This is a genomic window from Streptomyces sp. NPDC028289, from assembly GCF_055565975.1.
Map to the genome: position 1 here is coordinate 31,743 of NZ_JBVHTI010000022.1, position 24,991 is coordinate 56,733.

A 24,991-nucleotide genomic window follows, 5' to 3' on the forward strand; every position below is an offset into this window, starting at 1 on the left:
GATTTCCACCGGCACAGCGTGCCCGGCTAACCTCCTAGCCATCACCCTTTTCCGGCAGGAGTACGAGAACCATGGCGAACGCACCGGTCCAACGCATGTCCCAGTTGATGGCGAAGACGCTGCGTGACGACCCGGCGGACGCCGAGGTCCTCAGCCACAAGCTCCTCGTCCGCGCCGGCTACGTCCGCCGTACGGCGGCCGGGATCTGGTCCTGGCTGCCGCTCGGTCTGAGGGTGCTGTCGAACATCGAGCGGATCGTCCGCGAGGAGATGGACGCGATCGGCGCCCAGGAGGTGCTGCTGCCGGCCCTCCTGCCCCGCGAGCCGTACGAGGCGACCGGCCGCTGGGAGGAGTACGGCGCCGAGCTGTTCCGCCTCCAGGACCGCAAGGGCGGCGACTACCTCCTCGGCCCGACCCACGAGGAGATCTTCACCCTGCTGGTGAAGGACCAGGCGTCCTCCTACAAGGACCTGCCGGTCATCCTCTACCAGATCCAGAACAAGTACCGTGACGAGGCCCGTCCGCGCGCCGGCATCCTGCGCGGCCGCGAGTTCCTCATGAAGGACTCCTACTCCTTCGACCTGGACGAGGACGGCCTCGCCAAGTCGTACGCCCTGCACCGCGAGGCCTACCGGCGGATCTTCGAGCGCCTCGGCCTCGACTACCGCATCGTCGCCGCCACCGCCGGCGCCATGGGCGGCTCGAAGTCGGAGGAGTTCCTGGCCCCGGCCGAGGCCGGCGAGGACACCTTCGCCGACTGCCCGAACTGCGACTTCGCGGCCAACACCGAGGCGATCGCCTACGAGCTGAAGCCGGTGGACGCGTCGGGCGTGCCCGCGCTCGAGGAGATCCCGACCCCGGACACCCCGACCATCGAGACCCTCGCCGCGCACCTCGGTGTCCAGGCCTCCGCCACCCTGAAGAACCTCCTGGTGAAGGTCGACGGCGAGATCGTGGCCGTCGGCGTACCGGGTGACCGCGAGGTCGACATGGGCAAGGTCGAGGAGCACTTCGCCCCGGCCGCCGTCGAGCTGGTCAGCGAGTCCGACTTCGCCGGCCGTCCCGACCTGGTCCGCGGCTACGTCGGCCCGCAGGGTCTCGGCGAGAAGGTGAAGTACATCGCCGACCCGCGGGTGGCCCCGGGCACCGCCTGGATCACCGGCGCCAACAAGGAGGGCACGCACGCCAAGAACGTGGTGGCCGGGCGTGACTTCGAGGTCGACGAGTACGTGGACGTCGTGGTCGTGCTGGAGGGCGACCCCTGCCCGAAGTGCGGCACCGGCCTGAAGCTGGACCGCGCCATCGAGATCGGCCACATCTTCCAGCTGGGCCAGAAGTACACCAACGCCCTCAAGCTCGACGTCCTCGGCCAGAACGGCAAGCCGGTCCGCGTGACGATGGGCTCCTACGGCATCGGTGTCTCCCGTGCCGTCGCCGCCCTGGCCGAGCAGACCGCCGACGAGAAGGGCCTGGTCTGGTCGCGTGAGGTCGCCCCGGCCGACGTGCACGTGGTCGCCGCCGGCAAGGCCCTGCAGACCGAACTCGCCCTGGACGTCTCCGAGAAGCTGCGGGCGGCCGGGCTGCGCGTCCTGGTCGACGACCGGGCCGGGGTCTCCCCGGGTGTGAAGTTCACCGACGCCGAACTCATCGGCGTACCGCAGATCCTGATCGCGGGCCGCCGCTCCGGTGAGGGCGTCCTGGAGCTCAAGGACCGCAAGTCGGGCGAGCGCGAGGAGCTCACGGTGGATGAGGCGATCGCCCGCCTGACCGCCAACTGAGCCTCAACTCCCGCCGCAGCGGCCGCCGGTGACACACCGGCGGCCGCTGCCGCTTTTCAGGAACGTCTCAGACAGTTCTTCCGCCCCGTATGGGATCCTCACAGACTTCTCTCAGGCCGGTGCCCGAACGTAATGCGTGACAGAGAGTCACGCAGGAGGGGATCGGTCATGACCGAGAGAGTGCAAGGCGAAAAGTCCCGGGAAAGGGGCGCGGCCGCAGCGGTCCGCCGGGGTACCCGGCGCACGGCGGCCCTGGCGGCGGCGGTCACGCTCGCCGCGGCGGCCGGGGTGTTCGCCCTGGTCGGCACCATGCAGTCGGACGCCGAGACGGCGGCGAGCAGCGGCACGGGTACGACGTCGAGCTCCAGCAGCTCCGGAAACAGCTCCGACTCGGCTTCGAGCACGGACACTTCCTCGTCCTCCCAGTCGACCGACTCGTCCAGCTCCTCCAGCTCGTCATCCTCGGACCTCCGGTCCTCCTCCGACGGGCTCACCTCCGGCAGCGGATCGAGTTCCACCGACGCCGCCTCGGGGGCGTCATGACCGCCGCCGGTACCCCGCGGCCGACGGCCGCCGCCGAGTGGCGTGCCCTCGGTACCACCGTCCGCCTGGTCGTCACCGACCGGGCCCTGCTGGACTCCTGCAACCTGCTGCTCGCCCGGCAGCTGGCCGAGGTCGAGGCGGCCTGCAGCAGGTTCCGCACCGACTCCGAACTCGCCGCCCTCGACACCAGCCACGGCCGCCCGGTCCGGGTCAGCCCGCTGCTCGCCGAGGCCCTCGCCGTCGCCCTGCGCGCCGCCGAGGCGACGGACGGCGCGGTGGATCCGACCGTCGGCTCGGCGATGGACGCGATCGGCTACGACCGCGACTTCACCCTCGTCCGCGAGGACGACCGCCCGGTCTCCCTGCGGGTGCGCCGCGCGCCTGACTGGCGCAAGGTCACCCTGGACCCGGCGACCGGCACGGTCACCGTCCCCGAGGGCGTCCGCCTGGACCTGGGCGCGACGGCCAAGGCCTGGGCCGCCGACCGGGCCGCGCGGATGCTGGCCGACACGGCCGGCTGCGGGGTGCTGGTGAGCCTCGGCGGCGACACCGCCGTCGCCGGCGAGCCCCCGGCGGACGGCTGGCGGATCCGCGTCCAGGACATCACCGGACCGGTGGACGAGACGCCCGCGCAGGGGTCGTACGACACCGTCGGCCTGCGCTCCGGCGGTCTCGCCACCTCCGGCACCGGCGCCCGCCGCTGGCGGCGCGGCGGCTACGACCTCCACCACATCGTCGACCCGCGCACCGGGCTGCCGGTGCGCTCCCCGTGGCGCACGGTCTCGGTGGCCGCGGCCGACTGCGCCGACGCCAACGCGGCGACCACCGCGGCCCTGGTCAAGGGCGCGGGCGCACCACGCTGGCTGACCGGTCTCGGCCTGTCCGCCCGCCTGGTCGCGCACGACGGCACCGTCGTCACCACGCCGGGCTGGCCCGCCCCCCGCGCGGCGCTGGAGGCGGCGGCGTGACCTCCGAGACCCTCTGGTACGCCAACCGGGCCACCGGCGCCGTCTGCCTGGTCCTCTTCACGGTGGTCGTCCTTCTCGGCATCGCCGTCCGCCTGCGCACCCGCCTCCCCGGCCTCCCGCGCTTCGGCACGATGAGCCTGCACCGCACGCTCTCCCTCTCCGCCACCGCCTTCCTGGCCCTGCACATCACCGTGGCGGTCGTCGACGGCTACGTGAACATCACGGCGCTGGACGCCCTCGTCCCCTTCGTCTCCGACTACCAGCCGCTCTGGCTCGGCCTCGGCACGGTCGCCTTCGACCTCCTGCTCGCGGTCCTCGTCACCAGCCTCCTCCGCGACCGCCTCGGCCACCGCACCTGGCGCGCCGTGCACTGGCTGGCATACGCGTCCTGGCCCGTCGCCCTGGTGCACGGCATCGGCATCGGCACGGACGCCGGCACCGACTGGATGACCTGGCTGACCGTCACCTGCACGGCGACGGTGATCACCGCCTTCGCCCTGCGCACCGCCCAGGCCGTCCGCGCCGCCCGCCAGACCCCGGCCGCACTGCTGCACACCGAAGGGGCCCACTGATGACCACGCTCTTCACCGACGTCTACATGCCCCCGCGCCTCCTGGCCCCCGGCGGCACCCCCGCCGACCGCACCACGCACGAACAGCGCTACGGCCCCCTCGCGTACGGCGATCCGGCGGCCCTCCTGCGCACCCTGGCCGAATCCGGCCTCACCGGCCGCGGCGGGGCGGGCTTCCCGGCGTACCGGAAGTTCGTCGCGGTCGCCGACGCGGCCCGTCGCACCCAGCGCGCACCGGTCGTCGTCGCGAACGGCGCGGAGAGCGAGCCGGCCAGCCACAAGGACCAGACCCTCCTCCGTCTGTCACCCCATCTGGTCCTGGACGGACTGCAGTTGGCGGCCGAGGCGGTCGGCGCGGCGGAGGCGTACCTCGCCGTCGAGAACGGCGCCTCCTACCTGGAGTCGGCCCTCGCCCAGCGCCGCGACCCGGTGCGCGTGCAGGTCGTACGCCTGCCCGCCCGCTTCCTCTCCGGCCAGGCCTCGGCCCTCGTCCAGTACCTCTCCGGCGGCCCCGCCCGCCCCACGCACCCGACCCCGCCGGTCCGCGAACGCGGGGTGCGCCGCGCCCCCACCCTGGTCCAGAACGTCGAGACCCTGGCCCACCTGGCCCTGATCGCCCGCTACGGCGCCGACTGGTTCCGCTCCGCGGGCACCCCCGCCGAACCGGGCAGCGCCCTGTGCACCCTGCACGTGCCGGGCCGCGAAGTCCGGGTCGTGGAGGCCCCGTACGGCATGCCCGTCGGTCGACTCCTCCCTCTGGAGGGCGCGTCCGCGGCCCTGGTCGGCGGCTACCACGGCACCTGGATCCCCGCCGCCGAGGCCGCCCAAGTCCCCCTCTCCTCCACCTACTTGGGCGCAGGCGTCCTGGCTGCCCTCCCCGCCGACCGCTGCGGCCCGGCCGAAACGGCCCGCGTCCTGCGCTACCTGGCCCTGGAGTCGGCAGGCCAGTGCGGCCCCTGCCTCAACGGACTCCCGCGGATGGCCGCGGCCTTCCAGACCCTGGCCACCCCCGGCCCCCAGGGCACCGCCCGCACGGACCTCTCCCGCTGGGCGGGCCTGGTGACGGGCCGCGGCGCGTGCCACCACCCCGACGGCACGGTCCGCCTGGTCCGCAGCGCCCTCACGACGTTCGCAACGGAACTCGACGCCCACGCGAACGGCCACTGCACCGCAACCGACCGCACCCCGCTGCTCCCCGTACCCACCGAACGGATCTGACATGGACCAGCACATCACCATCGACTGGACCTCCTGCCAGGGCCACGGCCTGTGCGCGGAACTCCTCCCGGAGCACATCACCCTGGACGAGTGGGGCTACCCACTGGTCGACGGCCGCCCCATACCCCCACGCACGAGGAGGCGAGCCCGCAGAGCGGCGGCGGACTGTCCTGCCCTGGCCCTGAAACTGAGGGAGGAATAATTCCCTGGGGGCGCGGGGAACTGCGCGACCAGCCACAACGCACCCGCAGTCGGGGAACGACCCACACCACCCCCGCACCACCCCCACACCACCCCCGCACCGCCCCTGAAAGCGCCCTACAGCCACCCAGCGAACTCCAGCAACAGTTCCCCGTCCTTCGGCCGCCCCACCCGAAGCGCTCGCACACCCGACTCCACCGCCCGGAACAACGTCCACCCCCGCAACCGCTCCTGATCCACCTCGAGCGACTCCGCAAGCCGCTTGATCCGTCGCCGGGTGATGGACGCCCCGGACGGTGAGGCGATCAGATCCTCCACCCGGTCCCGCACCAACCGCGCGAGATCGAACGCACACTCCCCGACCACCGGATCCGGCCCCACCGCCAACCACGGCATCCGCTCCCCGGCCAGCACCTTGCTCTGCCGGAACGTGCCGTGCAGCAACCGCTGCTCGGGCGGCGCGACCAGCAACTCCTCCCGGGCCGCGACCGCCGCCGCCACCAACGGCCCCACCTCGGCGTCACCGGCCGCCCAGGCCATCGCCGCGGCCTGCCGCCCCGTCCGCTCGGTCACCGTCTCGAAGACGAGCCCCTCCGGCGGCGGCACCCAGAGCCGCCGGAGCATCCCCGCCGCCTCCAGCAACGCCTTCGCCTCGGGCAGCGACCGCACCGAGACCTCCGGATGCAGCCGCTCAAGGAGCAGCACGCCCGCGGGCCCGTCGGCCTCCAGCACCTGCACCGCACCGAGCCCGCCCCAGTGCGCCAGCGCCGCCGCCTCGCTCTCCGGGCGGGCCCGCCGCGGCGCCAGCTTCAGTACGGCAGGCGAGTCGTCCGCCCGCCGCACCAGCAGGACCACACTGCTGCGGCCGCCCGGCACCTGAACCCGCTCCACGGTCAACTCGCGTCGCGCGACGGCCTGTTCCACCGCACCCGGCAGCTTCTCCAGCCAATCGTCACCGTCCGGCACCGTCTCACCGAGCGCCCTCACCAGGCGCCGCGGCGGTTCGAAAGCCATACGCGAGTCGTTCCTTTCCTGCCTCTGAGGCCCTAGGGAGTCGCCGAAACCGTGAGCGAGGGCGAGGCCGACCCACCGGCCGCCGCCCCGGAACCCGCACCGGAACCCGCCCGCTCGGCGAGCCCAGGGAAGGCTACGCTCTCTCCGCGCCAGCGCACCGCCCGCACCGCGGCCTCCCGTAGCGCCGCGGCCGCCGAGCCGCGCCGCTCGCCGGAGGACGCCCGGACCAGGTCGGAGTAGACGTCGGCCACCCGCTCCTCCAGCTCGGCCGCGAGCCGTACCGCCGTAGCGGTGTCCGTGACGGCGAACGGCAGCGCGTACGCGGCGCTCGCGGCGACGGGCGCACCGCCCAGGTCCCGTACCTCGCGGGCCAGCGCGTCCCGGCCGGCCCGGTGCGCGTCGTACGCCGAGCGTGCCTCGGCCAGCCGCTGCCCGCCGATCTGCCCGCCGACGACGCCGTAGCCGTACACCGCCGCGTGCTCGGCCGCCAGCGCCGCCTGGAGCGCTTTGAGGACGCCCGCCTCCGCCTCGTCGCTCACCGGTCACCCTTCGTCAGCAGGTACGCGTGCCCGGCCCCGGCCGCCGCCACCCCGGCCAGCAGCCGGGCCAGTTCGCCCGGCACGTCCAGCAGCGCCTTGGTCCGCTGCTCGGCAAGGCTGCGCTCGGCGGCGGCCAGCGAGGCGAGCGCGGACTTCTCGTCGGCGGGCACGGTCGGCGAGGCCGACGGGGACGCCGTGGGCGAAGAGGAAACCGTCGCTGTGGGGGAGGCCGTGCCCTCCTCGAACGCCGCCGCATGCGCCGCCACCTCCGCCCGCAGCGGCCGCAACCGCTCCGCGAGCGCGGGATGAACGGCGACGACGGCGTCGTACTGCCGCATCAGCCCCCGGCTGTCCCGTGCCGCACGCGTGCGTGCCCGCGCGGACACCGACGTACTCCCACCGCTGCCGGCGGAGTCCGAATCAGTGGAGCAGCCCACCAGCACGGCAGCCGAGGCCACCGAAACGATCAGGCTCCTTCTTCGCAACAGCGAGGGGAACGACACGGCAGACGTCCTCAGGGGGGTCGTACGAACACGTGGGCGGACATGCACCCGACCGTGATCACGTTACCCGTGCGCCCCTCGAACTCATGTCACCGGCTCGACAGCCAACTCAAGGGGCGCGGGGTTGTATCTGATGTGCGGCTCCGCCGCGCGGGCGCGACAAGCCCCCCACCACCCGCACCCGCCCGACAACCTCAGCCCCCCCGACCCCCAGGGCGATCGGCCCCACCGCCGGAGGCACCCGCACGCAACACCCCCCGCGACCCGATACCCTTTGACCAGACGCGCGACCCATCCCACAACAGCACACGCGGCCGAGGAGTCACCCGGATGAGCACCACCCAGAGCGAGAGGCTGCGAGAGCTCCTGGAACCGCTCGTCACCTCCCAGGGACTGGATCTCGAAGAGATCGCCGTGGACTCCGTCGGACGCAAGCGCGTGCTGCGCGTCGTCGTCGACTCCGACACCGGGGCGGACCTGGACCAGATCGCCGATGTGAGCCGTGAGCTCTCGGCGAAGCTCGACGAGACGGACGCGATGGGCGAGGGGGAGTACACCCTGGAGGTCGGCACCCCCGGCGCGGAACGCCTGCTCACGGAGCACCGGCACTACCTGCGCGCCGTGGACCGCCTGGTCAGGTTCCAGCTGGCCGAGGGCGGGGAACTGGTCGCCAGGATCCTGGACGTCGACGACGAGGGCCTCGACCTGGAGGTGCCCGGCGTCAAGGGCCGCAAGGCCACCGGCCGCCGCCTCGGGTTCGCCGAGATCGAGCGGGCGCGTGTGCAGGTCGAGTTCAACCGCAAGGACAAGACGGACATGACGGAAGAGGAGGAGGCGTAGCCGTGGACATCGACATGAGCGCCCTGCGGGGCTTGGTTCGGGAGAAGGAGATCTCCTTCGACCTGCTGGTCGAAGCGATCGAGTCGGCCCTCCTCATCGCCTACCACCGCACCGAGGGAAGCCGCCGCCACGCGCGCGTGGTGCTCGACCGGAACACCGGGCACGTGACCGTGTGGGCGAAGGAGGACCCCGAGGACCTGGAGGAGGGGCAGGAGGCGCGCGAGTTCGACGACACCCCGTCGGACTTCGGGCGGATCGCCGCCACCACCGCCAAGCAGGTGATCCTGCAACGGCTGCGCGACGCCGAGGACGACGCCACGCTCGGCGAGTACGCCGGCCGCGAGGGCGACATCGTCACCGGAGTGGTCCAGCAGGGCCGCGACCCGAAGAACGTGCTCGTCGACATCGGCAAGCTGGAGGCCATCCTGCCGGTGCAGGAGCAGGTCCCCGGCGAGACCTACCCGCACGGGATGCGGCTGCGGTCGTACGTCGTACGGGTGGCGAAGGGCGTCCGCGGTCCCTCCGTCACGCTCTCCCGCACCCACCCGAACCTCGTGAAGAAGCTCTTCGCGCTGGAGGTGCCGGAGATCGCCGACGGGTCCGTCGAGATCGCCGCCATCGCCCGCGAGGCCGGTCACCGTACGAAGATCGCGGTCCGTTCCACCCGTTCGGGCCTGAACGCCAAGGGCGCGTGTATCGGCCCCATGGGCGGCCGGGTCCGCAACGTGATGGGCGAGCTGAACGGCGAGAAGATCGACATCGTCGACTGGTCGGACGACCCGGCCGAGATGGTGGCGAACGCGCTGTCCCCGGCCCGCGTCTCCAAGGTCGAGGTCGTGGACCTGGCGTCCCGGTCCGCCCGGGTGACCGTGCCGGACTACCAGCTGTCGCTGGCGATCGGCAAAGAGGGCCAGAACGCCCGGCTCGCCGCCCGGCTCACCGGCTGGCGGATCGACATCCGCCCGGACACCGAGCAGGCGGCCGAGTAGATCACCCGGCGGGGCCCCGCCGGGTCTCCCGTCGGGGTTCACCCGGACGAGGGGAATAGTTCCAAGCCGCAGGTGGCTTGGATTACGACAACGGGCGTTCGATCTTTGCCCCGAAGGGGTGAGGTCGGTTCGGGGAGGTAGACTTAGCAGTGTCTGGCCGGACGCAAGCCCGCGCATGCCCTGAGCGCACCTGTGTGGGGTGCAGGCAGCGAGCGGCCAAGACCGAACTGCTGCGGATCGTGGCGATCGAGGACGAATGCGTCCCCGATCCTCGCGGTACGCTGCCCGGCCGGGGTGCATATGTACACCCCGCCCAGGTCTGTCTGGACCAGGCGGTGCGCCGCCGGGCACTCCCGCGGGCGCTGCGCGCCCCGGGCCCGCTGGACGTAAAGGCGTTGCGCCGGTACGTCGAGCAGTAACACCGTAAGAAGCGTCGTTCGGAACGTCCGTGCGGCTCTGGTACCCCGCGAGTTGGAAGTAGGTCGAGATTGCGATGAGCACTCGATGAGCACGCGATGAGTACGCCCATGAAGTAGCGACGGTCCGGACGCACCCGGACCTAAAAGGAGCGAAGTGGCTAAGGTCCGGGTATACGAACTCGCCAAGGAGTTCGGGGTTGAGAGCAAGGTCGTCATGGCCAAGCTCCAGGAACTCGGTGAATTCGTCCGTTCGGCGTCCTCGACGATCGAGGCGCCCGTAGTACGCAAGCTGACCGACGCGTTCCAGGGCGGTGGCAAGCCCGCCCCGCGCAAGGCGGCCCCCAGGCCCGCGGCGCCCTCTCCGGCGCAGGCGGCACGTCCTGGTGCCCCGAAGCCCGGCGCCCCGCGTCCGGCCGCCCCGCAGCCGCAGGCGCAGGCTCCGGCGGCCCCCGCGGCCCCGCAGGCGCCCGCGACCCCGGCTCCGGCCCCGGTCACCCCTGCGCCGGCCGCCTCCGGCCCGCGTCCCGTCCCGGGCCCGAAGCCCGCGCCGCGTCCGGCTCCGGCCGCGCCCGAGTTCACCGCTCCGCCGGCGCCTCCGGCCGCCGCGGCGCCGAGCCCGGCCGCCGCACAGGGCCAGCGTCCGCAGGGCGGCGGTCCCCGTCCGGGCCAGGGTGCCCCGCGCCCCGGTGGCCGTCCGGCCCCCGGCCAGCGCGATGCCCGTCCCGGTCAGGGCGCGCCGCGTCCCGGTGGCCAGGCCCCGCGTCCGGGCGGTGCCCGTCCGGCCGGTCCGCGCCCCGGTAACAACCCCTTCACGTCCGGTGGCTCCACCGGCATGGCCCGCCCGCAGGCCCCGCGCCCGCAGGGCGGCCCGCGCCCCGGTGGTCCCGGTGCCCCCGGCGCAGGTCCCCGTCCGCAGTCGCCCGGCGCCCAGGGCGGCGGTCCGCGTCCGCAGGCTCCCGGCGGTTCCCGCCCGAGCCCGTCCGGTATGCCCCGTCCGCAGGGCGGTCCGCGTCCCGGCGGCGGCTCCGCGGGCCCGCGTCCGAACCCCGGCATGATGCCGCAGCGTCCCGCTGCCGGCCCGCGTCCCGGCCCCGGCGGCGGCGGTCGCGGTCCCGGCGGTGCGGGTCGTCCCGGCGGTGCCGGTCGTCCCGGTGGCGGCGGCGGCTTCGCCGGTCGTCCCGGTGGCGGCGGTGGCGCCCGTCCGGGCGGTGGCGGCGGCTTCGCCGGTCGTCCCGGCGGCGGTGGCCCCGGCGGCGGTGGCGGCGGCTTCGGCGGCGGCCCCGGTGGCGGTGGCGGCGGCGGTCGTCCCGGCTTCGGCGGTCGTCCGGGCGGTCCCGGCGGCCGTGGTGGCACGCAGGGCGCCTTCGGCCGTCCCGGCGGTCCGGCGCGTCGCGGTCGCAAGTCGAAGCGGCAGCGTCGCCAGGAGTACGAGGCCATGCAGGCCCCGAGCGTCGGCGGCGTGATGCTGCCGCGCGGCAACGGCGAGACCATCCGTCTCTCCCGCGGCGCGTCGCTCACCGACTTCGCGGAGAAGATCAACGCCAACCCGGCGTCGCTCGTCGCGGTCATGATGAACCTCGGCGAGATGGTCACGGCCACGCAGTCCGTCTCCGACGAGACGCTGCAGCTCCTCGCCGACGAGATGAACTACACGGTTCAGATCGTCAGCCCCGAGGAGGAGGACCGCGAGCTGCTCGAGTCCTTCGACATCGAGTTCGGCGAGGACGAGGGCGACGAGGAGGACTTGGTGGTCCGTCCGCCGGTCGTCACCGTCATGGGTCACGTCGACCACGGTAAGACCCGACTGCTCGACGCCATCCGCAAGACGAACGTCATCGCGGGCGAGGCCGGCGGCATCACCCAGCACATCGGTGCCTACCAGGTCTCCACCGAGGTCAACGACGAAGAGCGCAAGATCACCTTCATCGACACCCCGGGTCACGAGGCGTTCACCGCCATGCGTGCGCGTGGTGCGAAGTCGACCGACATCGCGATCCTGGTCGTCGCGGCCAACGACGGCGTCATGCCGCAGACGGTCGAGGCGCTCAACCACGCCAAGGCGGCCGACGTCCCGATCGTCGTCGCGGTCAACAAGATCGACGTCGAGGGTGCCGACCCGACCAAGGTGCGCGGTCAGCTGACCGAGTACGGCCTGGTGGCCGAGGAGTACGGCGGCGACACGATGTTCGTCGACATCTCCGCCAAGCAGGGTCTGCACATCGACTCGCTGCTGGAGGCCGTGGTCCTCACCGCGGACGCCTCGCTCGACCTGCGGGCCAACCCGGCCCAGGACGCGCAGGGCATCTCGATCGAGTCCCGTCTCGACCGCGGCCGCGGTGCCGTGGCGACGGTCCTCGTGCAGCGAGGCACCCTGCGGGTCGGCGACACGATGGTCGTGGGCGACGCCTACGGTCGCGTCCGCGCCATGCTCGACGACAACGGCAACAACGTCGCCGAGGCCGGCCCCTCCACGCCGGTGCAGGTCCTGGGTCTCACCAACGTCCCGGGTGCCGGCGACAACTTCCTCGTGGTCGAGGAGGACCGTACGGCCCGCCAGATCGCGGAGAAGCGTGCGGCGCGCGAGCGCAACGCGGCCTTCGCGAAGCGCACGCGCCGCGTGTCCCTGGAGGACCTGGACAAGGTGCTCAAGGCCGGCGAGATCCAGCAGCTCAACCTCATCATCAAGGGTGACGCTTCTGGTTCCGTCGAGGCCCTGGAGTCCTCCCTGCTCCAGCTGGACGTCGGCGAAGAGGTCGACATCCGCGTCCTGCACCGCGGCGTCGGTGCGGTCACGGAGTCCGACATCGACCTGGCGATGGGCTCCGACGCCATCGTGATCGGCTTCAACGTCCGTGCGGCCGGCCGCGCGGCGCAGATGGCCGAGCGCGAGGGTGTGGACGTCCGGTACTACTCGGTCATCTACCAGGCGATCGAGGAGATCGAGGCGGCCCTGAAGGGCATGCTCAAGCCGGAGTACGAGGAGGTCGAGCTCGGTACGGCGGAGATCCGCGAGGTCTTCAAGTCGTCCAAGCTGGGCAACATCGCCGGTGTCCTCATCCGCTCGGGCGAGGTCAAGCGCAACACGAAGGCCCGCCTCGTCCGCGACGGCAAGGTCATCGCGGAGAACCTCAACATCGAGGGCCTGCGCCGCTTCAAGGACGACGTCACCGAGATCCGCGAAGGCTACGAGGGTGGTATCAACCTCGGCAACTTCAACGACATCAAGATCGACGACGTCATCGCGACGTACGAGATGCGCGAGAAGCCGCGGGTGTAACACCCACGGTTGGTGCCGGCCGACGGGATTTCGGTTCCGTCGGCCGGCACGTTTCCCGCAGACCCCGGGCCTCCGCCCACCCACCACCCGACTCGGTCGGCCAGTAGGTACCGTCTCGGTCCGCCGAACAGGCACCGCCCGAGGGGCACCTTTTCAGCGCACCGAGTCGGGTGGTGGGTGGGCGGAGCCCCGCGGCGGGGCCTCTCGACCCACCGAGTCGGGCGGGTGGGTGGGCAGAGACCCGGGTCCGGGCGCAGCCCGGTGGCGGGTGGGGAAAGTCGGTCGAGCCCCCGGCAGGGACGGGGTACCGTTCCTGACAGGGCCATCGATCCCGTACCGGCGGGTTAACCGGATACATACATGTACGTGGGGACCCTGTCCTTCGACCTCCTCCTCGGCGACATCCACTCGCTCAAGGAGAAGCGCTCCGTCGTCCGCCCGATCGTCGCCGAACTCCAGCGGAAGTACGCCGTGAGCGCGGCCGAGGTGGACCACCTGGACCTTCACCGCAGGGCCGGCATCGGCCTTGCCATGGTCTCCGGCGACGCCGCGCACCTGACCGACGTACTCGACCGGTGCGAACGGCTGGTCGCCGGCCGCCCCGAGGTGGAGCTGCTGTCCGTCCGACGGCGCTTCCACGGCGACGACGACTAGACCTGAGACTTGAGAACGACGAGAAGAAAGAACGGGAGACGGACCAGTGGCCGACAACGCGCGGGCGAAAAGGCTGGCGGACCTCATCCGAGAGGTGGTGGCCCAGAAGCTGCAGCGCGGGATCAAGGACCCGCGGCTCGGTACCCACGTCACCATCACGGACACCCGGGTCACGGGTGACCTCAGGGAGGCGACCGTCTTCTACACGGTGTACGGCGACGAGGAGGAGCGGAAGGCCGCGGCCGCCGGTCTGGAGAGCGCCAAGGGCATTCTCCGGTCCGAGGTCGGCCGGGCCGCCGGCGTGAAGTTCACGCCGACCCTCGCCTTCGTGGCGGACGCCCTCCCGGACACCGCCCGGAACATCGAGGACCTCCTCGACCGGGCGCGCCAGTCCGACGCGAAGGTCCGCGAGGCCTCCGCGGGCGCTGCCTACGCCGGTGAGGCCGACCCGTACAAGAAGCCGGGCGAGGACGACGCCGACGAGACGGACGACGCCACCGAATGACCAGCAAGCCCACCCCGCCCGACGGCCTTGTCATCGTCGACAAGCCGTCGGGCTTCACCTCGCACGACGTCGTCGCCAAGATGCGCGGCATCGCCCGCACCCGGCGCGTCGGGCACGCCGGCACCCTCGATCCCATGGCCACGGGCGTCCTCGTCCTCGGTATCGAGCGGGCCACCAAGCTCCTCGGGCACCTCGCCCTCACGGAGAAGGAGTACCTGGGGACCGTCCGCCTCGGGCAGAACACGGTCACGGACGACGCCGAGGGCGAGATCACCTCGTCCACCGACGCCTCCGAGGTCACCCGCGAGGCCGTCGACGCCGGCATCGCCAAGCTGACCGGCGCCATCATGCAGGTCCCGTCCAAGGTCAGCGCCATCAAGATCGACGGCGTACGGTCGTACAAGCGCGCCCGGGACGGCGAGGACTTCGAGATCCCGGCCCGCCCGGTGACCGTCTCGTCGTTCGCCGTGTACGACGTCCGGGACGCCGTCGCCGAGGACGGCACCCCCGTCCTCGACCTGGTCGTCTCCGTCGTCTGCTCCTCCGGTACCTACATCCGCGCCCTCGCCCGCGACCTCGGCGCCGACCTGGGCGTCGGCGGCCACCTCACCGCGCTGCGCCGCACCCGCGTCGGGCCGTACAAGCTGGACTCCGCGCGCACCCTCGACCAGCTCCAGCAGGAGCTGACCGTGATGCCCATCGCGGAGGCGGCCGGAGCCGCGTTCCGCCGCTGGGACGTCGACGACAGGCGGGCCCGCCTGCTCGCCAACGGCGTGCGCCTGGAGATGCCCGACGAGTACGCGGGCGCCGGCCCCGTCGCCGTGTTCGGCCCCGAGGGCCGCTTCCTGGCCCTCGTCGAGGAGCAGAAGGGCAAGGCGAAGAGCCTCGCCGTCTTCATCTGAGCCCACGGGGTCCGCCGTGCCCGTCGGGCCCTGCCCGTGGAGCGGCGACCACGGGGTCTGACGCCGCCGCCGCTCCACGGTCCCCCCTCGGTTCCCCCACCCCTAGGGTGTATCCACCCGCCCCGGGCTATTCACCCGACCGAGCAGGCGCTCGGAGTGAACCGGGGGAGCGGAGGGGGGCGCGTTCACCGCCCGCTCTGTCCCGCTGATCATTTCGCGCCTACGGTCGAAGACAGCCGGAGACAAGGGCACGGATGTACGGGCGGGGAGGTTCGATCATGGCGGGACGCGGCCTGCGCACCGGGAGCGGTCGCCGGACGTCGGACGGTACGCGGGAGGCGGCGCAGGACACGGGGCCGGGGCTGGACGAGCGGTTGGTCCGGGTCCGCGACCTCGCCGGACGCCCGCGCGGCACCGGCTTCCTGGCCGATCATCACGGGACGCTGATCACCAGTCACGAGGCCGTCGACGGCCTCGCCCGGATCGTGCTGCACGCGGCCGGGGACCGCACCTGCGTGGTCGGCTCGGACGCCGTCGTCCCGCTGCCCGCCTACGATCTGGCCCTGGTCCGCACCGTGGGCCTCGCCGTGGACCCGCTCCCGATCACCGTACGTGAACGCATCCCGGCCGGCGCCTACGTGCGCATCGCCGCCGACCGCTGGCGCGAGGCCCGGGTGCTGGCCGCGACCCAGGTGACGTACACCGCCACGGACCGCTTCCACCTCCTCGAGGACGCCCTGGAGCTGGCGATCGGCACGGCGGGCCGGGACGCGCTGCGCCTGGGCGGCGGGGCGGCCGGCGGCCCGGTCCTGGACGCGGAGACCGGCGCGGTCCTGGCCGTCCTCGGCACCGCCCTCCAGTCCGGCCAGCGGGACGTGGGCTTCGCCGTACCCCTCCACCACCCCGACAGCGGCCCCCTCGCCGACCTCCTGGCCACCAACGCGGCCACGGTCCCGGCCTACGGCATCGACCTCAACCTCGCGGGCGTACTGGAACTGACGGCCACGTCCGTAGCCCAGGACGGCCCCCCAGGCGCCCTCTCCGGCTACGCGGGCCACCACGTGCCAACGCCCCGCCCCGGCTCGCCCCGCGCCAGCTCACCCCACTTCGAAACGCCCCACTTCGCAACGCCCCACTTCGCAACGCCCCGCACCGGAGCGCCCCAAAGGGGCGCGGGGAACTGCGCGACCAGCCCTCACCCACCCGCAGCCGCCCCACCACCTCTCACGGCACTCGCAGGCGAACACGCCGACCCCGTACAACCGGTAGAACGAGCCGCAACCGCAACGGAGCTGTCGGCCTTCGCCGAAGGCACCGGCACCGGCACCGGCACCGGCAGCCGCACCGTCCTGGCCCTGGTCGGCGCCCCCGGAACGGGCCGCACCACCGAACTCGCCGCCCTCGCCGCCCGCCGCAACCGCACAGCGAACCCGGCCCCCACCCTCTGGCTCCGCGGCGCCGACCTCAAGGACGCCGACGACTCCGTCGCCGACGCGGCCCGCCGCTCCCTGGAGCGCGCGGTCCGGATCGTCGCCGCCTCCCGCTCCCAACTCCCCTGCGACCTGGGTGAGTTGACCGTGGAGCGGCTGGCCCGCCTCGCCGCCCGCGCCGGACGCCCGCTCCTCCTCCTGCTCGACGGCCCCGAGGAGATGCCCCCGGTCCTCGCCCACCGCCTCCCCGCCTGGACCGAGGGCACCGCCGACTGGTTGCGCGACACCGGCGCCCGCCTGCTCCTGGCCTGCCGCGACGAGTACTGGGAGCACGCCGGCGCCGAGTTCCCGCCCGCCCTGCTGCACCAGGGCACCGGCGACCCCGCCTGCGTCCGGCTGACCGACCTCACCCCCGACGAGGCCCGCCGCGCCCGCTCCCGCTACGGCATCCCCGACAACGCCCTCATCGACCGCGACGCCCGCCATCCCCTCACCCTGCGCCTGCTCTCCGAGGTCCGGGCCGCCCTCCCGGACGCCCCGGCCGACCAAGACCCGATCGACCGGCACGACGTCTTCGCCGCCTACCTCGACCTCATGTGCCTGCGCATCGCGGTCCGCCTGGGCGCCGAGAACGGCCTGCGCGGTACGGCCGTACGACGGCTCGCCGCCCGGGTCTCCGGACAGGTGCACGAGGCCGCCCGGCGCAGCCTCGGCCCCGGACAGGGCGAGCTGGACCGGGAGTCCTTCGAAGCGGTGTTCCCCTGGGGACCCGTCCCGGCCCACCTCGGCGGCGGCTCCGGCTGGGCCTCCGCCGTGCTCACCGAGGGACTCCTGGTGCCCGCCGGCGGCGGCTACCGCTTCGCCCACGAAGAGCTCGCCGACTGGATCCAGGGGATGCACCTGGACTTGGACGAAGCCCTCCACGCCCTCGTCCACCGCCCCCGCACCCCCCTGGGCGCCCACCCGCTGCCCGTCCCGCGCCACAGGGTCGGCCCGGTCGTGCAGGCCCTGCTGCTGCTCGACCGGGAGTACGGGCCCACCCAACTCACGCCGCGACTTGACGAGTTGCTGCACGCCCTCGACCTGGACCCCGGCTCCTGGTGGGCGGCACGCCTGCTCACCCAGACCCTGCTGCGGCTGCCCGACGCGACGCCGTACACCGGGGTGCTGCGGCTGCTCGCCGACCGGGTCGTGGGCCGCCGGCGCGCCGCGGCCGCCGAGTCCGGATCCCCGTTCGGGCCGGAGTTCGGCCCGGAGTTCGGCCCGGAATTCTGGACCGCGCTCGCCCTCCCGGCCGCGAACCGCTTCGACCTGCTGCGCAGGCTCGTGCTTGCCGACGAGCCGCTGCCGGAGCCGGATCCGGCTCCGGCTCCGGAGACCGCGGGCCTCGGCCGCTTCGGAGCCCGGCCGACCCGGGTACCGGTTCAGCCGACGACGGAAGAGCCCGAGGGCACCGCCCCCCGCTACCTGGACGCCGTGGCCCGACTTCTGGCCGCCGACCCCGCCGCCGTACAGCCGTGTCTCACCCGGTGGTTCGACGACGAGCGGCCGTTGCCCGCGATGCCGCACGCCACCGTGGCGACGGCGGCCCAGGCGTTGCTGCACACCCACCGGCACCGAGCCCTGGACGAGCTGACCGAGGTGCTGGTGGACGCGGCACACCGGCGCGGCGACGAACTGCTCGCCGTGCTCGCCGAGGACGAGCCGTCGGCGGTGTGCCGGGCCGTCGACCGCTGGGCGCACGACGAGCGCCCGGCCCGCCGGGTGGCCGCCATGGCCCACGGGCTGCGCACCGCCCCGCACGTGCACAGCGAACCCGACCGCGAACTGCTCCGCTACGCGGCGCTCGCCCTGCTCGCCCGCCCCGCCGACTGCACCCTGCACGGCGGCGCCCTCGCCCTGCTGGTCCGCGACCCGGTGACCCGCGCCCGCCATCTCCCGCAGGCGCTCCGGCACTTCGCCGACGGCGACCACCAGCTGACGCCCGCCGCCCTGGTCCCCGCCCTGGCCACCCACTCCGACGCGGTCCTGGAAGCCTTCCGGGCCCGGCTGCGGGGACCGGACGCCGGACAGGTACTGCGCACGCTCGCCCACGTCACCGCGCCCGCCCTCGCCCACCGGGTCACCGAGCTGGTCCTGGAGGCCGCCGAGCTGCGGCCGGAGCTGGCCGGGCAGGTGGCCGCCTTCGTCGAGCGCCGCCTGGACCAGGGCGCCGAGGCCCGAACCGTCCTCCTGCCGGTGGTCACCGAGCTGCTCGACGACGGTCCCGAGCCGGTCCGGGCGGCCCTCGCGACCGTACTCGGCGCGGGCGGCACCCCCGCCTCCCGACCGCTGCGCGGGGAACTCCTGGAGTTCCTGCTGGAGCGTGAACGCGACCCGGGCGTCCTCGACGCCCTGCTGCACGCGGCCGCCGCACAGCGCGAGGACGACGGCGACGGGATGCGCGAGCTGGTCAGGCGCACCGGGCTGCTGCTGGTCCGCACCCCGGACGGGGCGACCCTGTTCGACCGCGGACTGGTCGACCTCGGCCGGCACGTCCCCGGATTCGCCGCCCTGATGGCCCGCTGGCTCACCGACACCCCGCAGGAGTGGGCCGCGGTGGTCGGGCCCAGCACCCGCCGCATGCTGGGAAACCTGGCGGGCATGCGGGTCCCGGCGTGAGCGCGGACACGTGCGCCCGGTCACAGCGACCGTGCCGGTGTGAGACGGGTCCGGCAAACATGGCACCCTTAGACCTGCGTAAGACGGACAACGGACACAGGTTCGAGGAGCGGACACAGTGCAGCGCTGGCGTGGCTTGGAGGACATCCCCGAGGGCTGGGGGCGCAGCGTCGTCACCATCGGGTCCTACGACGGGGTGCACCGCGGTCACCAGCTGATCATCCGGCATGCCGTGGACCGTGCCCGTGAGCTGGGCATCCCGGCCGTCGTCGTGACCTTCGACCCGCACCCCAGCGAGGTCGTCCGCCCCGGCAGCCACCCGCCGCTGCTCGCCCCGCACCACACCCGCGCGGAGCTGATGGCGGAGCTGGGCGTGGACGCGGTGCTGATCCTTCCCTTCACCACCGAGTTCTCGAAGCTGTCGGCCGCCGACTTCGTGGTGAAGGTCCTGGTCGACAAGTTGCACGCCAAGGCCGTCGTCGAGGGCCCCAACTTCCGCTTCGGCCACAAGGCCGCGGGCAACGTCGAGTTCCTCATCGAGCAGGGCAAGGTGTACGACTTCGAGGTCGAGGTCGTCGACCTGTTCGTGCGCGGGGAGGCGGGCGGCGGCGAGCCGTTCTCCTCGACCCTGACCCGGCGCCTGGTCGCCGAGGGCGACATGGCCGGCGCCCGCGAGATCCTCGGCCGCCCGCACCGGGTGGAGGGCGTGGTCGTGCGCGGCGCCCAGCGCGGCCGTGAGCTGGGGTTCCCCACCGCCAACGTGGAGACCCTCCCGCACACCGCGATCCCCGCCGACGGCGTCTACGCCGGCTACCTGCACGCGCAGGGCGAGGTGATGCCGGCCGCGATCTCCGTCGGCACCAACCCGCAGTTCGACGGCACCGAGCGCACCGTGGAGGCGTACGCCATCGACCGCGTGGGCCTGGACCTGTACGGCCTGCACGTCGCCGTCGACTTCCTGGCCTACGTCCGCGGCCAGGCCAAGTTCGACTCGCTCGACGCCCTGCTGGAGCAGATGGCCGAGGACGTCAAGCGCTGCCGGGAGCTGGTGGCGGCCGAGAACGCCTGATCCGGCGGAGGCTCGGCGATACGCCGAAGGGCGGCCGGTGCGCGAGGCACCGGCCGCCCTTCGGCGTTCCGGCTACTGCTGCGGCGGCTGCTCCTGCGGGGGCTGCGGCGGCTGCGGGGGCTGCTGCGGGTAGCCGTATCCCGGCTGCTGCGGGTAGGGCTGGGTGCCGGGCTGGGGCTGCGGCTGGGCCTGGGGCTGGCCGTACAGCTCCTGCTGTGGGTACGGCTGCTGTTGCTGGGGGTACGGCTGCGGGGGATACGGCTGCCCGGGCGGCGCGTACGGCTGGGGCTGGCCGGGTGCGTACGGCTGCGGCTGGCCGGGCGCGTAGTACTGCTGCCCGGGCAGGGGCTGGCCGGGCATCGGCGGGGCGGCCACCGGCGGCGGGTTGCCGTCGTTGGTCCACAGGCCGTGCATCTGCTGATGCCGGACGAAGTCCTCGGCGACCATCGCCGCGAGGTTGAAGTACGCCTCCCGCACCTTCGGCCGCATCATGTCGAGGTCGACCTCGGCACCGGCGGACAGGTGCTCGTCGAAGGGGACGACCACGACGCCCCGGCAGCGCGTCTCGAAGTGCGCCACGATGTCCTCGACCTTGATCATCTTGCCGGTCTCGCGGACCCCCGAGATCACGGTGATGGACCGCGACACGAGGTCGGCGTAGCCGTGTGCGGACAGCCAGTCCAGCGTCGTGCTCGCGCTGCTCGCCCCGTCCACGGAGGGCGTCGAGATGATGATCAGCTGGTCGGCCAGGTCGAGCACCCCGCGCATGGCGCTGTACAGCAGACCGGTGCCGGAGTCGGTGAGGATGACCGGGTACTGCTTGCCCAGCACGTCGATCGCGCGCCGGTAGTCCTCGTCGTTGAACGTGGTCGAGACGGCCGGGTCGACGTCGTTGGCGATGATCTCCAGGCCGGACGGCGCCTGCGAGGTGAACCGCCGGATGTCCATGTAGGAGTTGAGGTACGGGATCGCCTGGACCAGGTCACGAATGGTGGCCCCGGTCTCGCGGCGCACGCGGCGGCCGAGCGTGCCGGCGTCCGGGTTGGCGTCGATGGCGAGGATCTTGTCCTGCCGCTCGGTGGCGAGCGTGGAGCCCAGCGCGGTGGTCGTGGTGGTCTTGCCGACACCGCCCTTGAGACTGATCACCGCTATCCGGTAGCAGGACAGCACCGGCGTGCGGATCAGCTCCAGCTTCCGCTGCCGCTCGGCCTCCTCCTTCTTCCCGCCGATCTTGAACCGGGAGGACGCGGCGGCGGGCCGGCCGCTCTTCGCCTTCTGCTTCTTGTTGTTGAGCAGCCGGTCGGAGGACAGCTCCACGGCGGCGGTGTAACCCAGCGGCGCGGCACCGGGGTTGGTCATCTGCCGCTGGTCGTGCTGGATGGGCTGCGGCCAGGCGGCGCCGGCCCGGGGGTCGACGGGCGGCTGGGGCTGCGGGGCCTGCGGCTCGGCCGGCTGCGGGCTCTGCGGCGCCGGCTGCGGTGCCTGTACGGCGCGCGGGTCCTGCGGGGCGGCCTGCGGCGGCTGGGGCTGCGGCTGGCCCGGCGGGGGGAACCCGTAGCCGCCGGGCTGGACCGGTGCCTGCGGCTGTCCGGGCTGCGGGAAGCCGTAGCCGCCCGGTGCCTGCGGCGGCGCGACGGGGGCGCCCGGCTGGGGGAAGCCGTAGCCGCCCTGCGCGTCGGGCACGGCCGGCTGCGGGGCGTACGGCTGCGGCTGTCCGGGCTGCGGGGGCGCCGCGGGCTGGTTCCACGCGGCGGGCGCGGGCTGCGGGGCCTGCGGCCGGAACGGCTGCGGACCCTGCGCGGCGGCGGGCTGGGGCTGCGGCTGTCCGGGCGCGGGCTCAGGGGCTGCCGGCTGGACCGGCCACTGGGCGGCGGGCGCGGGGGCGGCGGGCTGGTACGACGGCGGCAGCGGCGGAACCACCGCCGGAGGCGTCGGCGGGGGAGCCCAGGCGGCGGGCACGATGTCCTCGGGAGCCGGGGGCGCGTCCTGCGGAGGGGCCGGAGGCGCGGGGACGGCGGGGGGTTCGACGGGGGCGACGACGGCTACGGCGTCGTCGGTCTCGGCGCGAGCCTCGTCGTTGTCGTTGTCGTCGTCATGGGTGTCCACATGGGTGTCCACGACGTCCACGACGTCCACGACGTCCACGACGGCCACGACGTCCACGGCGTCCTGGGACTCGTCTTCGTCCGCCGTGTCGTCCGCCGGGTCGGCTTCCCACACGGGCTCGTCCGTCTCGGCCGTAACGTCGGCACCGGCATCGGCACCGGCATCGGCGTCGGCATCGTTGGCGGCGACGGCGTCGAACTCGTCGCTCGGCGCCCCGTCCTCGGCCTCCTCCTCGTCGGCGTCCTCGTCGGCGTCTTCGGCATGCGCCTCGGAGTTCACCGGAAGGGCGACGGCCGCGGCCTCCGATTCGGCTTCCTCCGCCTCCTCTTCCCGCTCTTCGGCGGCGGGCTGCCCGGCGGCCTCGGCCGTCTCGCGCCTCAACGCGGCGGGGGAGAACCGCATCGTCGAACCGCTTTCCAGGTCACCGTTGTCCTCCTCGGGCTCCGGTGCCGGCTCCTCGGCGGTGCTCGGCTGCGGCTCGAAACCGACCGGCAGCTGCGGTACGGCGGCCGGGCCGCCGACGGGCGGCGCGGCCGGGGGCGGGGGCGGCGTGAACGGTGCCTTGGGCGGTGCGGCCGGTGCCCCGGCGTCCGCGCTCGGCGCCGGCAGCGTGAACGGCGCACCAGGCGTGGAGGCGGGCGGAGGGGTGAACGGAGCCCCTGGCGTTGACGCGGGCGCGGGAGTGAACGGCGCTCCGGGAGTTGACGCGGGAGGCGCGGTGAAGGGCGCACCCGGCGTCGAAGGGGGCGGCGGTGTGGCCGGCGCACCCGGCGTCGGGGCGGCCGGCGCCGAAGCCGTCGGAGGCGTGAAAGGTGCCCCGGGCGTCGCGGTGGGCGGCGGAGTGAACGGTGCGCCCGGAGTTGACGCGGGCGGCGGAGTGAACGGCGCTCCGGGAGCCGACGTCGGCGGTGGTGTGAACGGCGCGCCCGGAGCAGAGGTCGGCGGAGACGGCGGCGGGGTGAAGGGCACCCCTGGACCGGGCCTCCCGCCCCCCTGCTGGGCGTGCGGAGGAGGGGTCAGCCCGGGGATCGGCGCCCCCGGCGGGAACGGCGAACGAGGCTGAGCGGCATGCCCCGCACCGGCACCCGGACCTGGACCGGCAGCCCCCGGACCCGGCCCGCTCTCCGCGTCGGAACCGCCCGCGGGTCCCGGACCGCCCGCTCCGCCGGTTCCTGGACCGGAACCGTCGGCCGCGTTCTGCGTGTACCAGGCGGGCGGCGCGTAGTCGATCGTGAACTCGCCCGTCATCTCGTTGAGGGACTCCGCGTCGGGCTGGTCATCGCCGGGTGTGGCCCAGCCCCCGCGGATCCCGTCCCGATCGCTGCTCACAGTTCCTCCTGGTGTGGTCGAGCACCCTCATGCCGTGCCGGCGCGACGACCATGTCGTGTCGTTCTCAGCATCCGTATTCGTGTGAGGTAGTCCGATCCACCGGCTCTCCCCCTCGGGACACCGGCGCCGTATTGACGGTCCGGACGTCGTGCCCCCCTCCCAGCCTAATCACCGTGAGCCGCACCTCGGCAGGCCCGTCCGCCTCTCGTCGGAGGTCCGCCTGGTCACACCCTGCCCGGAAGTGGTGTGCGGGGCCTTCGTATTGCCGAACAATCGATGAACAAAACGGGCAAGAACCGTCAGTTCGGGTACCAGTTGGCGTGCGCCGCGTCCGGGTGAGCAGACGAAGCGGGCGAACTGGCCCCGGGAAACGGGACATTGCGCGCGGATGTCACGGGGGACGGGGGAGGGCGAGGTGAGCACGGTGAAGGCGGGCGCAGGGAAAGGCGGTCGCAGGGACACGAAGGGGCGGCACGCGTGCGTGCCGCCCCTCGATGCGCTGCCCGCCTACTGGGCGGCCAGCCCGCCGTTGCGCTCGTTCGGCTCCAGGTCGAACTCCCCGTCCCGCGCGCCCAGCACGAACGCCCGCCACTCCGCCTCCGTGTACCGCAGCACGGTGCCGTGGTCGAGCGAGGACCGCATGGCCACCGCACCCTCGGGCAGGTAGGCGATCTCGACCCGCTCCTCGTCCTGCTCGGTACCGGGCGCGCAGTGCCACTCGACGCCCGAGATGTCGAGCGCGTAGAGCTCGTCCCGTTCCCGCTCCTTGCGCGCCTTCATCTCCTCAGCCGTCTCGCTCATCCCGCAGCGACCCCTTCCCCTCGTGTCTGGGCTGTGACCGTCACACTACTGGCGGTGGCACCGGCCTCGTACTTTCTTCCGGATCCCCGGGACAGAGCCCCTCACCGGCACTGGTACCCTTGACGACGGCCGTTTGTGTACGCACCCCCGGAGTCCCTCGCGGACCCTGGAGGCAGCGCCCAGCGGATCCCCGCCTCCCGAGTAACGGAAGCTCCCCCGAGACAAAGACCGGGGGCACTCGGTGGCCATTCAGACTACGAGGAGTTCGAGTGTCGCTCGACGCCGCAGTGAAGAAGCAGATCATCTCCGAGTTCGGTACCAAGGAGGGTGACACCGGCTCCCCCGAGGTCCAGGTCGCTCTGCTGTCCCGTCGGATCTCCGACCTGACGGAGCACCTCAAGACCCACAAGCACGACCACCACTCCCGCCGTGGTCTGCTGATCCTGGTCGGTCAGCGCCGTCGCCTCCTGCAGTACCTGGCGAAGAAGGACATCCAGCGCTTCCGTGCGCTGGTCGACCGCCTGGGCATCCGCCGCGGTGCGGCGGGCGCCAAGTAAGACGCCGTGAAGGGAGCGGTTCCCGGAGAGACACCCCGGGGCCGCTCCCTTTGCCGTACGTGCGGAAACGTGCGGAGTGTCACTGACGCTTTGTAGTGTGGTAGCACAACGCAATA

The 24,991-nt window shown here is 73.3% G+C and carries 21 protein-coding genes; 15 read left to right on the top strand and 6 right to left on the bottom strand.

The annotated features are described in order from the left end of the window. Nucleotides 1-71: 71 nt before the first annotated feature. Nucleotides 72-1,778, top strand: a complete 1,707-nt coding sequence (locus ACZ4UV_RS51410; protein WP_390041070.1) for a proline--tRNA ligase — start codon at nucleotides 72-74, stop codon at nucleotides 1,776-1,778. A 98-nt stretch (nucleotides 1,779-1,876) separates the two neighbouring features. Here the strand turns inward: ACZ4UV_RS51410 and ACZ4UV_RS51415 are convergent, their stop codons facing one another. Beyond that, nucleotides 1,877-2,296 carry a hypothetical protein gene (locus tag ACZ4UV_RS51415; RefSeq protein WP_467850071.1) on the bottom strand — a complete coding sequence of 140 codons (420 nt, stop codon included), beginning with the start codon at nucleotides 2,294-2,296 and terminating at the stop codon, nucleotides 1,877-1,879. Between the two features lie 21 nt (nucleotides 2,297-2,317). Between ACZ4UV_RS51415 and ACZ4UV_RS51420 the strand changes: the two genes are divergently transcribed. From ACZ4UV_RS51420 to ACZ4UV_RS51435, 4 genes are read left to right on the top strand one after another with little or no spacing between them, the layout of a single operon-like run. Next, nucleotides 2,318-3,289, top strand: coding sequence for an FAD:protein FMN transferase (locus ACZ4UV_RS51420; protein WP_467850074.1), 972 nt, complete (start codon nucleotides 2,318-2,320; stop codon nucleotides 3,287-3,289). Then, entirely contained in the window at nucleotides 3,286-3,861 is a 576-nt protein-coding gene (locus tag ACZ4UV_RS51425) for a ferric reductase-like transmembrane domain-containing protein (protein ID WP_351492443.1), read from the top strand. The genes ACZ4UV_RS51420 and ACZ4UV_RS51425 overlap by 4 nt, the downstream gene beginning before the upstream one ends. Further along, on the top strand, nucleotides 3,861-5,078 hold the full coding sequence (locus ACZ4UV_RS51430) for an NADH-ubiquinone oxidoreductase-F iron-sulfur binding region domain-containing protein (protein ID WP_467850077.1): 1,218 nt from the start codon (nucleotides 3,861-3,863) through the stop codon (nucleotides 5,076-5,078). The genes ACZ4UV_RS51425 and ACZ4UV_RS51430 overlap by 1 nt, the downstream gene beginning before the upstream one ends. A gap of 1 nt (nucleotide 5,079) precedes the next feature. Continuing rightward, nucleotides 5,080-5,280, top strand: a complete 201-nt coding sequence (locus ACZ4UV_RS51435) for a ferredoxin (protein WP_451018539.1) — start codon at nucleotides 5,080-5,082, stop codon at nucleotides 5,278-5,280. 116 nt (nucleotides 5,281-5,396) lie between these two features. Here the strand turns inward: ACZ4UV_RS51435 and ACZ4UV_RS51440 are convergent, their stop codons facing one another. Genes ACZ4UV_RS51440 through ACZ4UV_RS51450 form a run of 3 tightly spaced genes read right to left on the bottom strand, consistent with a single transcriptional unit; the run spans nucleotide 5,397 to nucleotide 7,299 of the window. Continuing rightward, entirely contained in the window at nucleotides 5,397-6,293 is an 897-nt protein-coding gene (locus ACZ4UV_RS51440) for an aminoglycoside phosphotransferase family protein (protein WP_467850081.1), read from the bottom strand. A gap of 32 nt (nucleotides 6,294-6,325) precedes the next feature. Then, a complete protein-coding gene (locus ACZ4UV_RS51445; protein ID WP_451018541.1) occupies nucleotides 6,326-6,832 on the bottom strand; it encodes a DUF4439 domain-containing protein in 507 nt (168 codons plus the stop codon). After that, entirely contained in the window at nucleotides 6,829-7,299 is a 471-nt protein-coding gene (locus ACZ4UV_RS51450) for a hypothetical protein (protein WP_451018544.1), read from the bottom strand. The genes ACZ4UV_RS51445 and ACZ4UV_RS51450 overlap by 4 nt, the downstream gene beginning before the upstream one ends. A gap of 366 nt (nucleotides 7,300-7,665) precedes the next feature. Between ACZ4UV_RS51450 and rimP the strand changes: the two genes are divergently transcribed. From rimP to ACZ4UV_RS51495, 9 genes are all read left to right on the top strand, one after another. Beyond that, a complete protein-coding gene (gene rimP, locus ACZ4UV_RS51455; protein WP_467850084.1) occupies nucleotides 7,666-8,175 on the top strand; it encodes a ribosome maturation factor RimP in 510 nt (169 codons plus the stop codon). Between the two features lie 2 nt (nucleotides 8,176-8,177). Next, nucleotides 8,178-9,164 carry a transcription termination factor NusA gene (nusA, locus tag ACZ4UV_RS51460; RefSeq protein ID WP_351492456.1) on the top strand — a complete coding sequence of 329 codons (987 nt, stop codon included), beginning with the start codon at nucleotides 8,178-8,180 and terminating at the stop codon, nucleotides 9,162-9,164. Between the two features lie 149 nt (nucleotides 9,165-9,313). Next, nucleotides 9,314-9,583 carry a YlxR family protein gene (locus ACZ4UV_RS51465; RefSeq protein WP_451023033.1) on the top strand — a complete coding sequence of 90 codons (270 nt, stop codon included), beginning with the start codon at nucleotides 9,314-9,316 and terminating at the stop codon, nucleotides 9,581-9,583. 154 nt (nucleotides 9,584-9,737) lie between these two features. Further along, on the top strand, nucleotides 9,738-12,860 hold the full coding sequence (gene infB / locus ACZ4UV_RS51470) for a translation initiation factor IF-2 (protein ID WP_451023034.1): 3,123 nt from the start codon (nucleotides 9,738-9,740) through the stop codon (nucleotides 12,858-12,860). Between the two features lie 360 nt (nucleotides 12,861-13,220). Continuing rightward, nucleotides 13,221-13,514 (top strand): DUF503 domain-containing protein, encoded by a 294-nt coding sequence (locus ACZ4UV_RS51475; protein WP_046732584.1) that lies wholly within the window; start codon nucleotides 13,221-13,223, stop codon nucleotides 13,512-13,514. 46 nt (nucleotides 13,515-13,560) lie between these two features. Next, the gene (gene rbfA / locus ACZ4UV_RS51480) at nucleotides 13,561-14,019 is read left to right on the top strand and encodes a 30S ribosome-binding factor RbfA (protein ID WP_351502553.1); all 459 of its coding nucleotides are present in this window, start codon (nucleotides 13,561-13,563) and stop codon (nucleotides 14,017-14,019) included. Continuing rightward, nucleotides 14,016-14,921, top strand: coding sequence for a tRNA pseudouridine(55) synthase TruB (gene truB / locus ACZ4UV_RS51485; RefSeq protein ID WP_451023317.1), 906 nt, complete (start codon nucleotides 14,016-14,018; stop codon nucleotides 14,919-14,921). Before rbfA ends, truB begins: the two co-directional genes overlap by 4 nt. A 278-nt stretch (nucleotides 14,922-15,199) precedes the next feature. Next, entirely contained in the window at nucleotides 15,200-19,012 is a 3,813-nt protein-coding gene (locus tag ACZ4UV_RS51490) for a trypsin-like peptidase domain-containing protein (RefSeq protein WP_467850090.1), read from the top strand. A gap of 118 nt (nucleotides 19,013-19,130) precedes the next feature. Continuing rightward, a complete protein-coding gene (locus ACZ4UV_RS51495; protein WP_351502547.1) occupies nucleotides 19,131-20,081 on the top strand; it encodes a bifunctional riboflavin kinase/FAD synthetase in 951 nt (316 codons plus the stop codon). A 72-nt stretch (nucleotides 20,082-20,153) separates the two neighbouring features. Here ACZ4UV_RS51495 and ACZ4UV_RS51500 read toward each other — a convergent pair whose 3' ends face one another. Next, on the bottom strand, nucleotides 20,154-23,516 hold the full coding sequence (locus ACZ4UV_RS51500) for an SCO5717 family growth-regulating ATPase (protein ID WP_467850093.1): 3,363 nt from the start codon (nucleotides 23,514-23,516) through the stop codon (nucleotides 20,154-20,156). A 508-nt stretch (nucleotides 23,517-24,024) separates the two neighbouring features. Beyond that, nucleotides 24,025-24,318, bottom strand: coding sequence for a DUF397 domain-containing protein (locus tag ACZ4UV_RS51505; protein ID WP_181804473.1), 294 nt, complete (start codon nucleotides 24,316-24,318; stop codon nucleotides 24,025-24,027). 269 nt (nucleotides 24,319-24,587) lie between these two features. Between ACZ4UV_RS51505 and rpsO the strand changes: the two genes are divergently transcribed. Continuing rightward, nucleotides 24,588-24,875 (top strand): 30S ribosomal protein S15, encoded by a 288-nt coding sequence (gene rpsO, locus ACZ4UV_RS51510; protein WP_004924725.1) that lies wholly within the window; start codon nucleotides 24,588-24,590, stop codon nucleotides 24,873-24,875. Nucleotides 24,876-24,991: the final 116 nt, after the last annotated feature.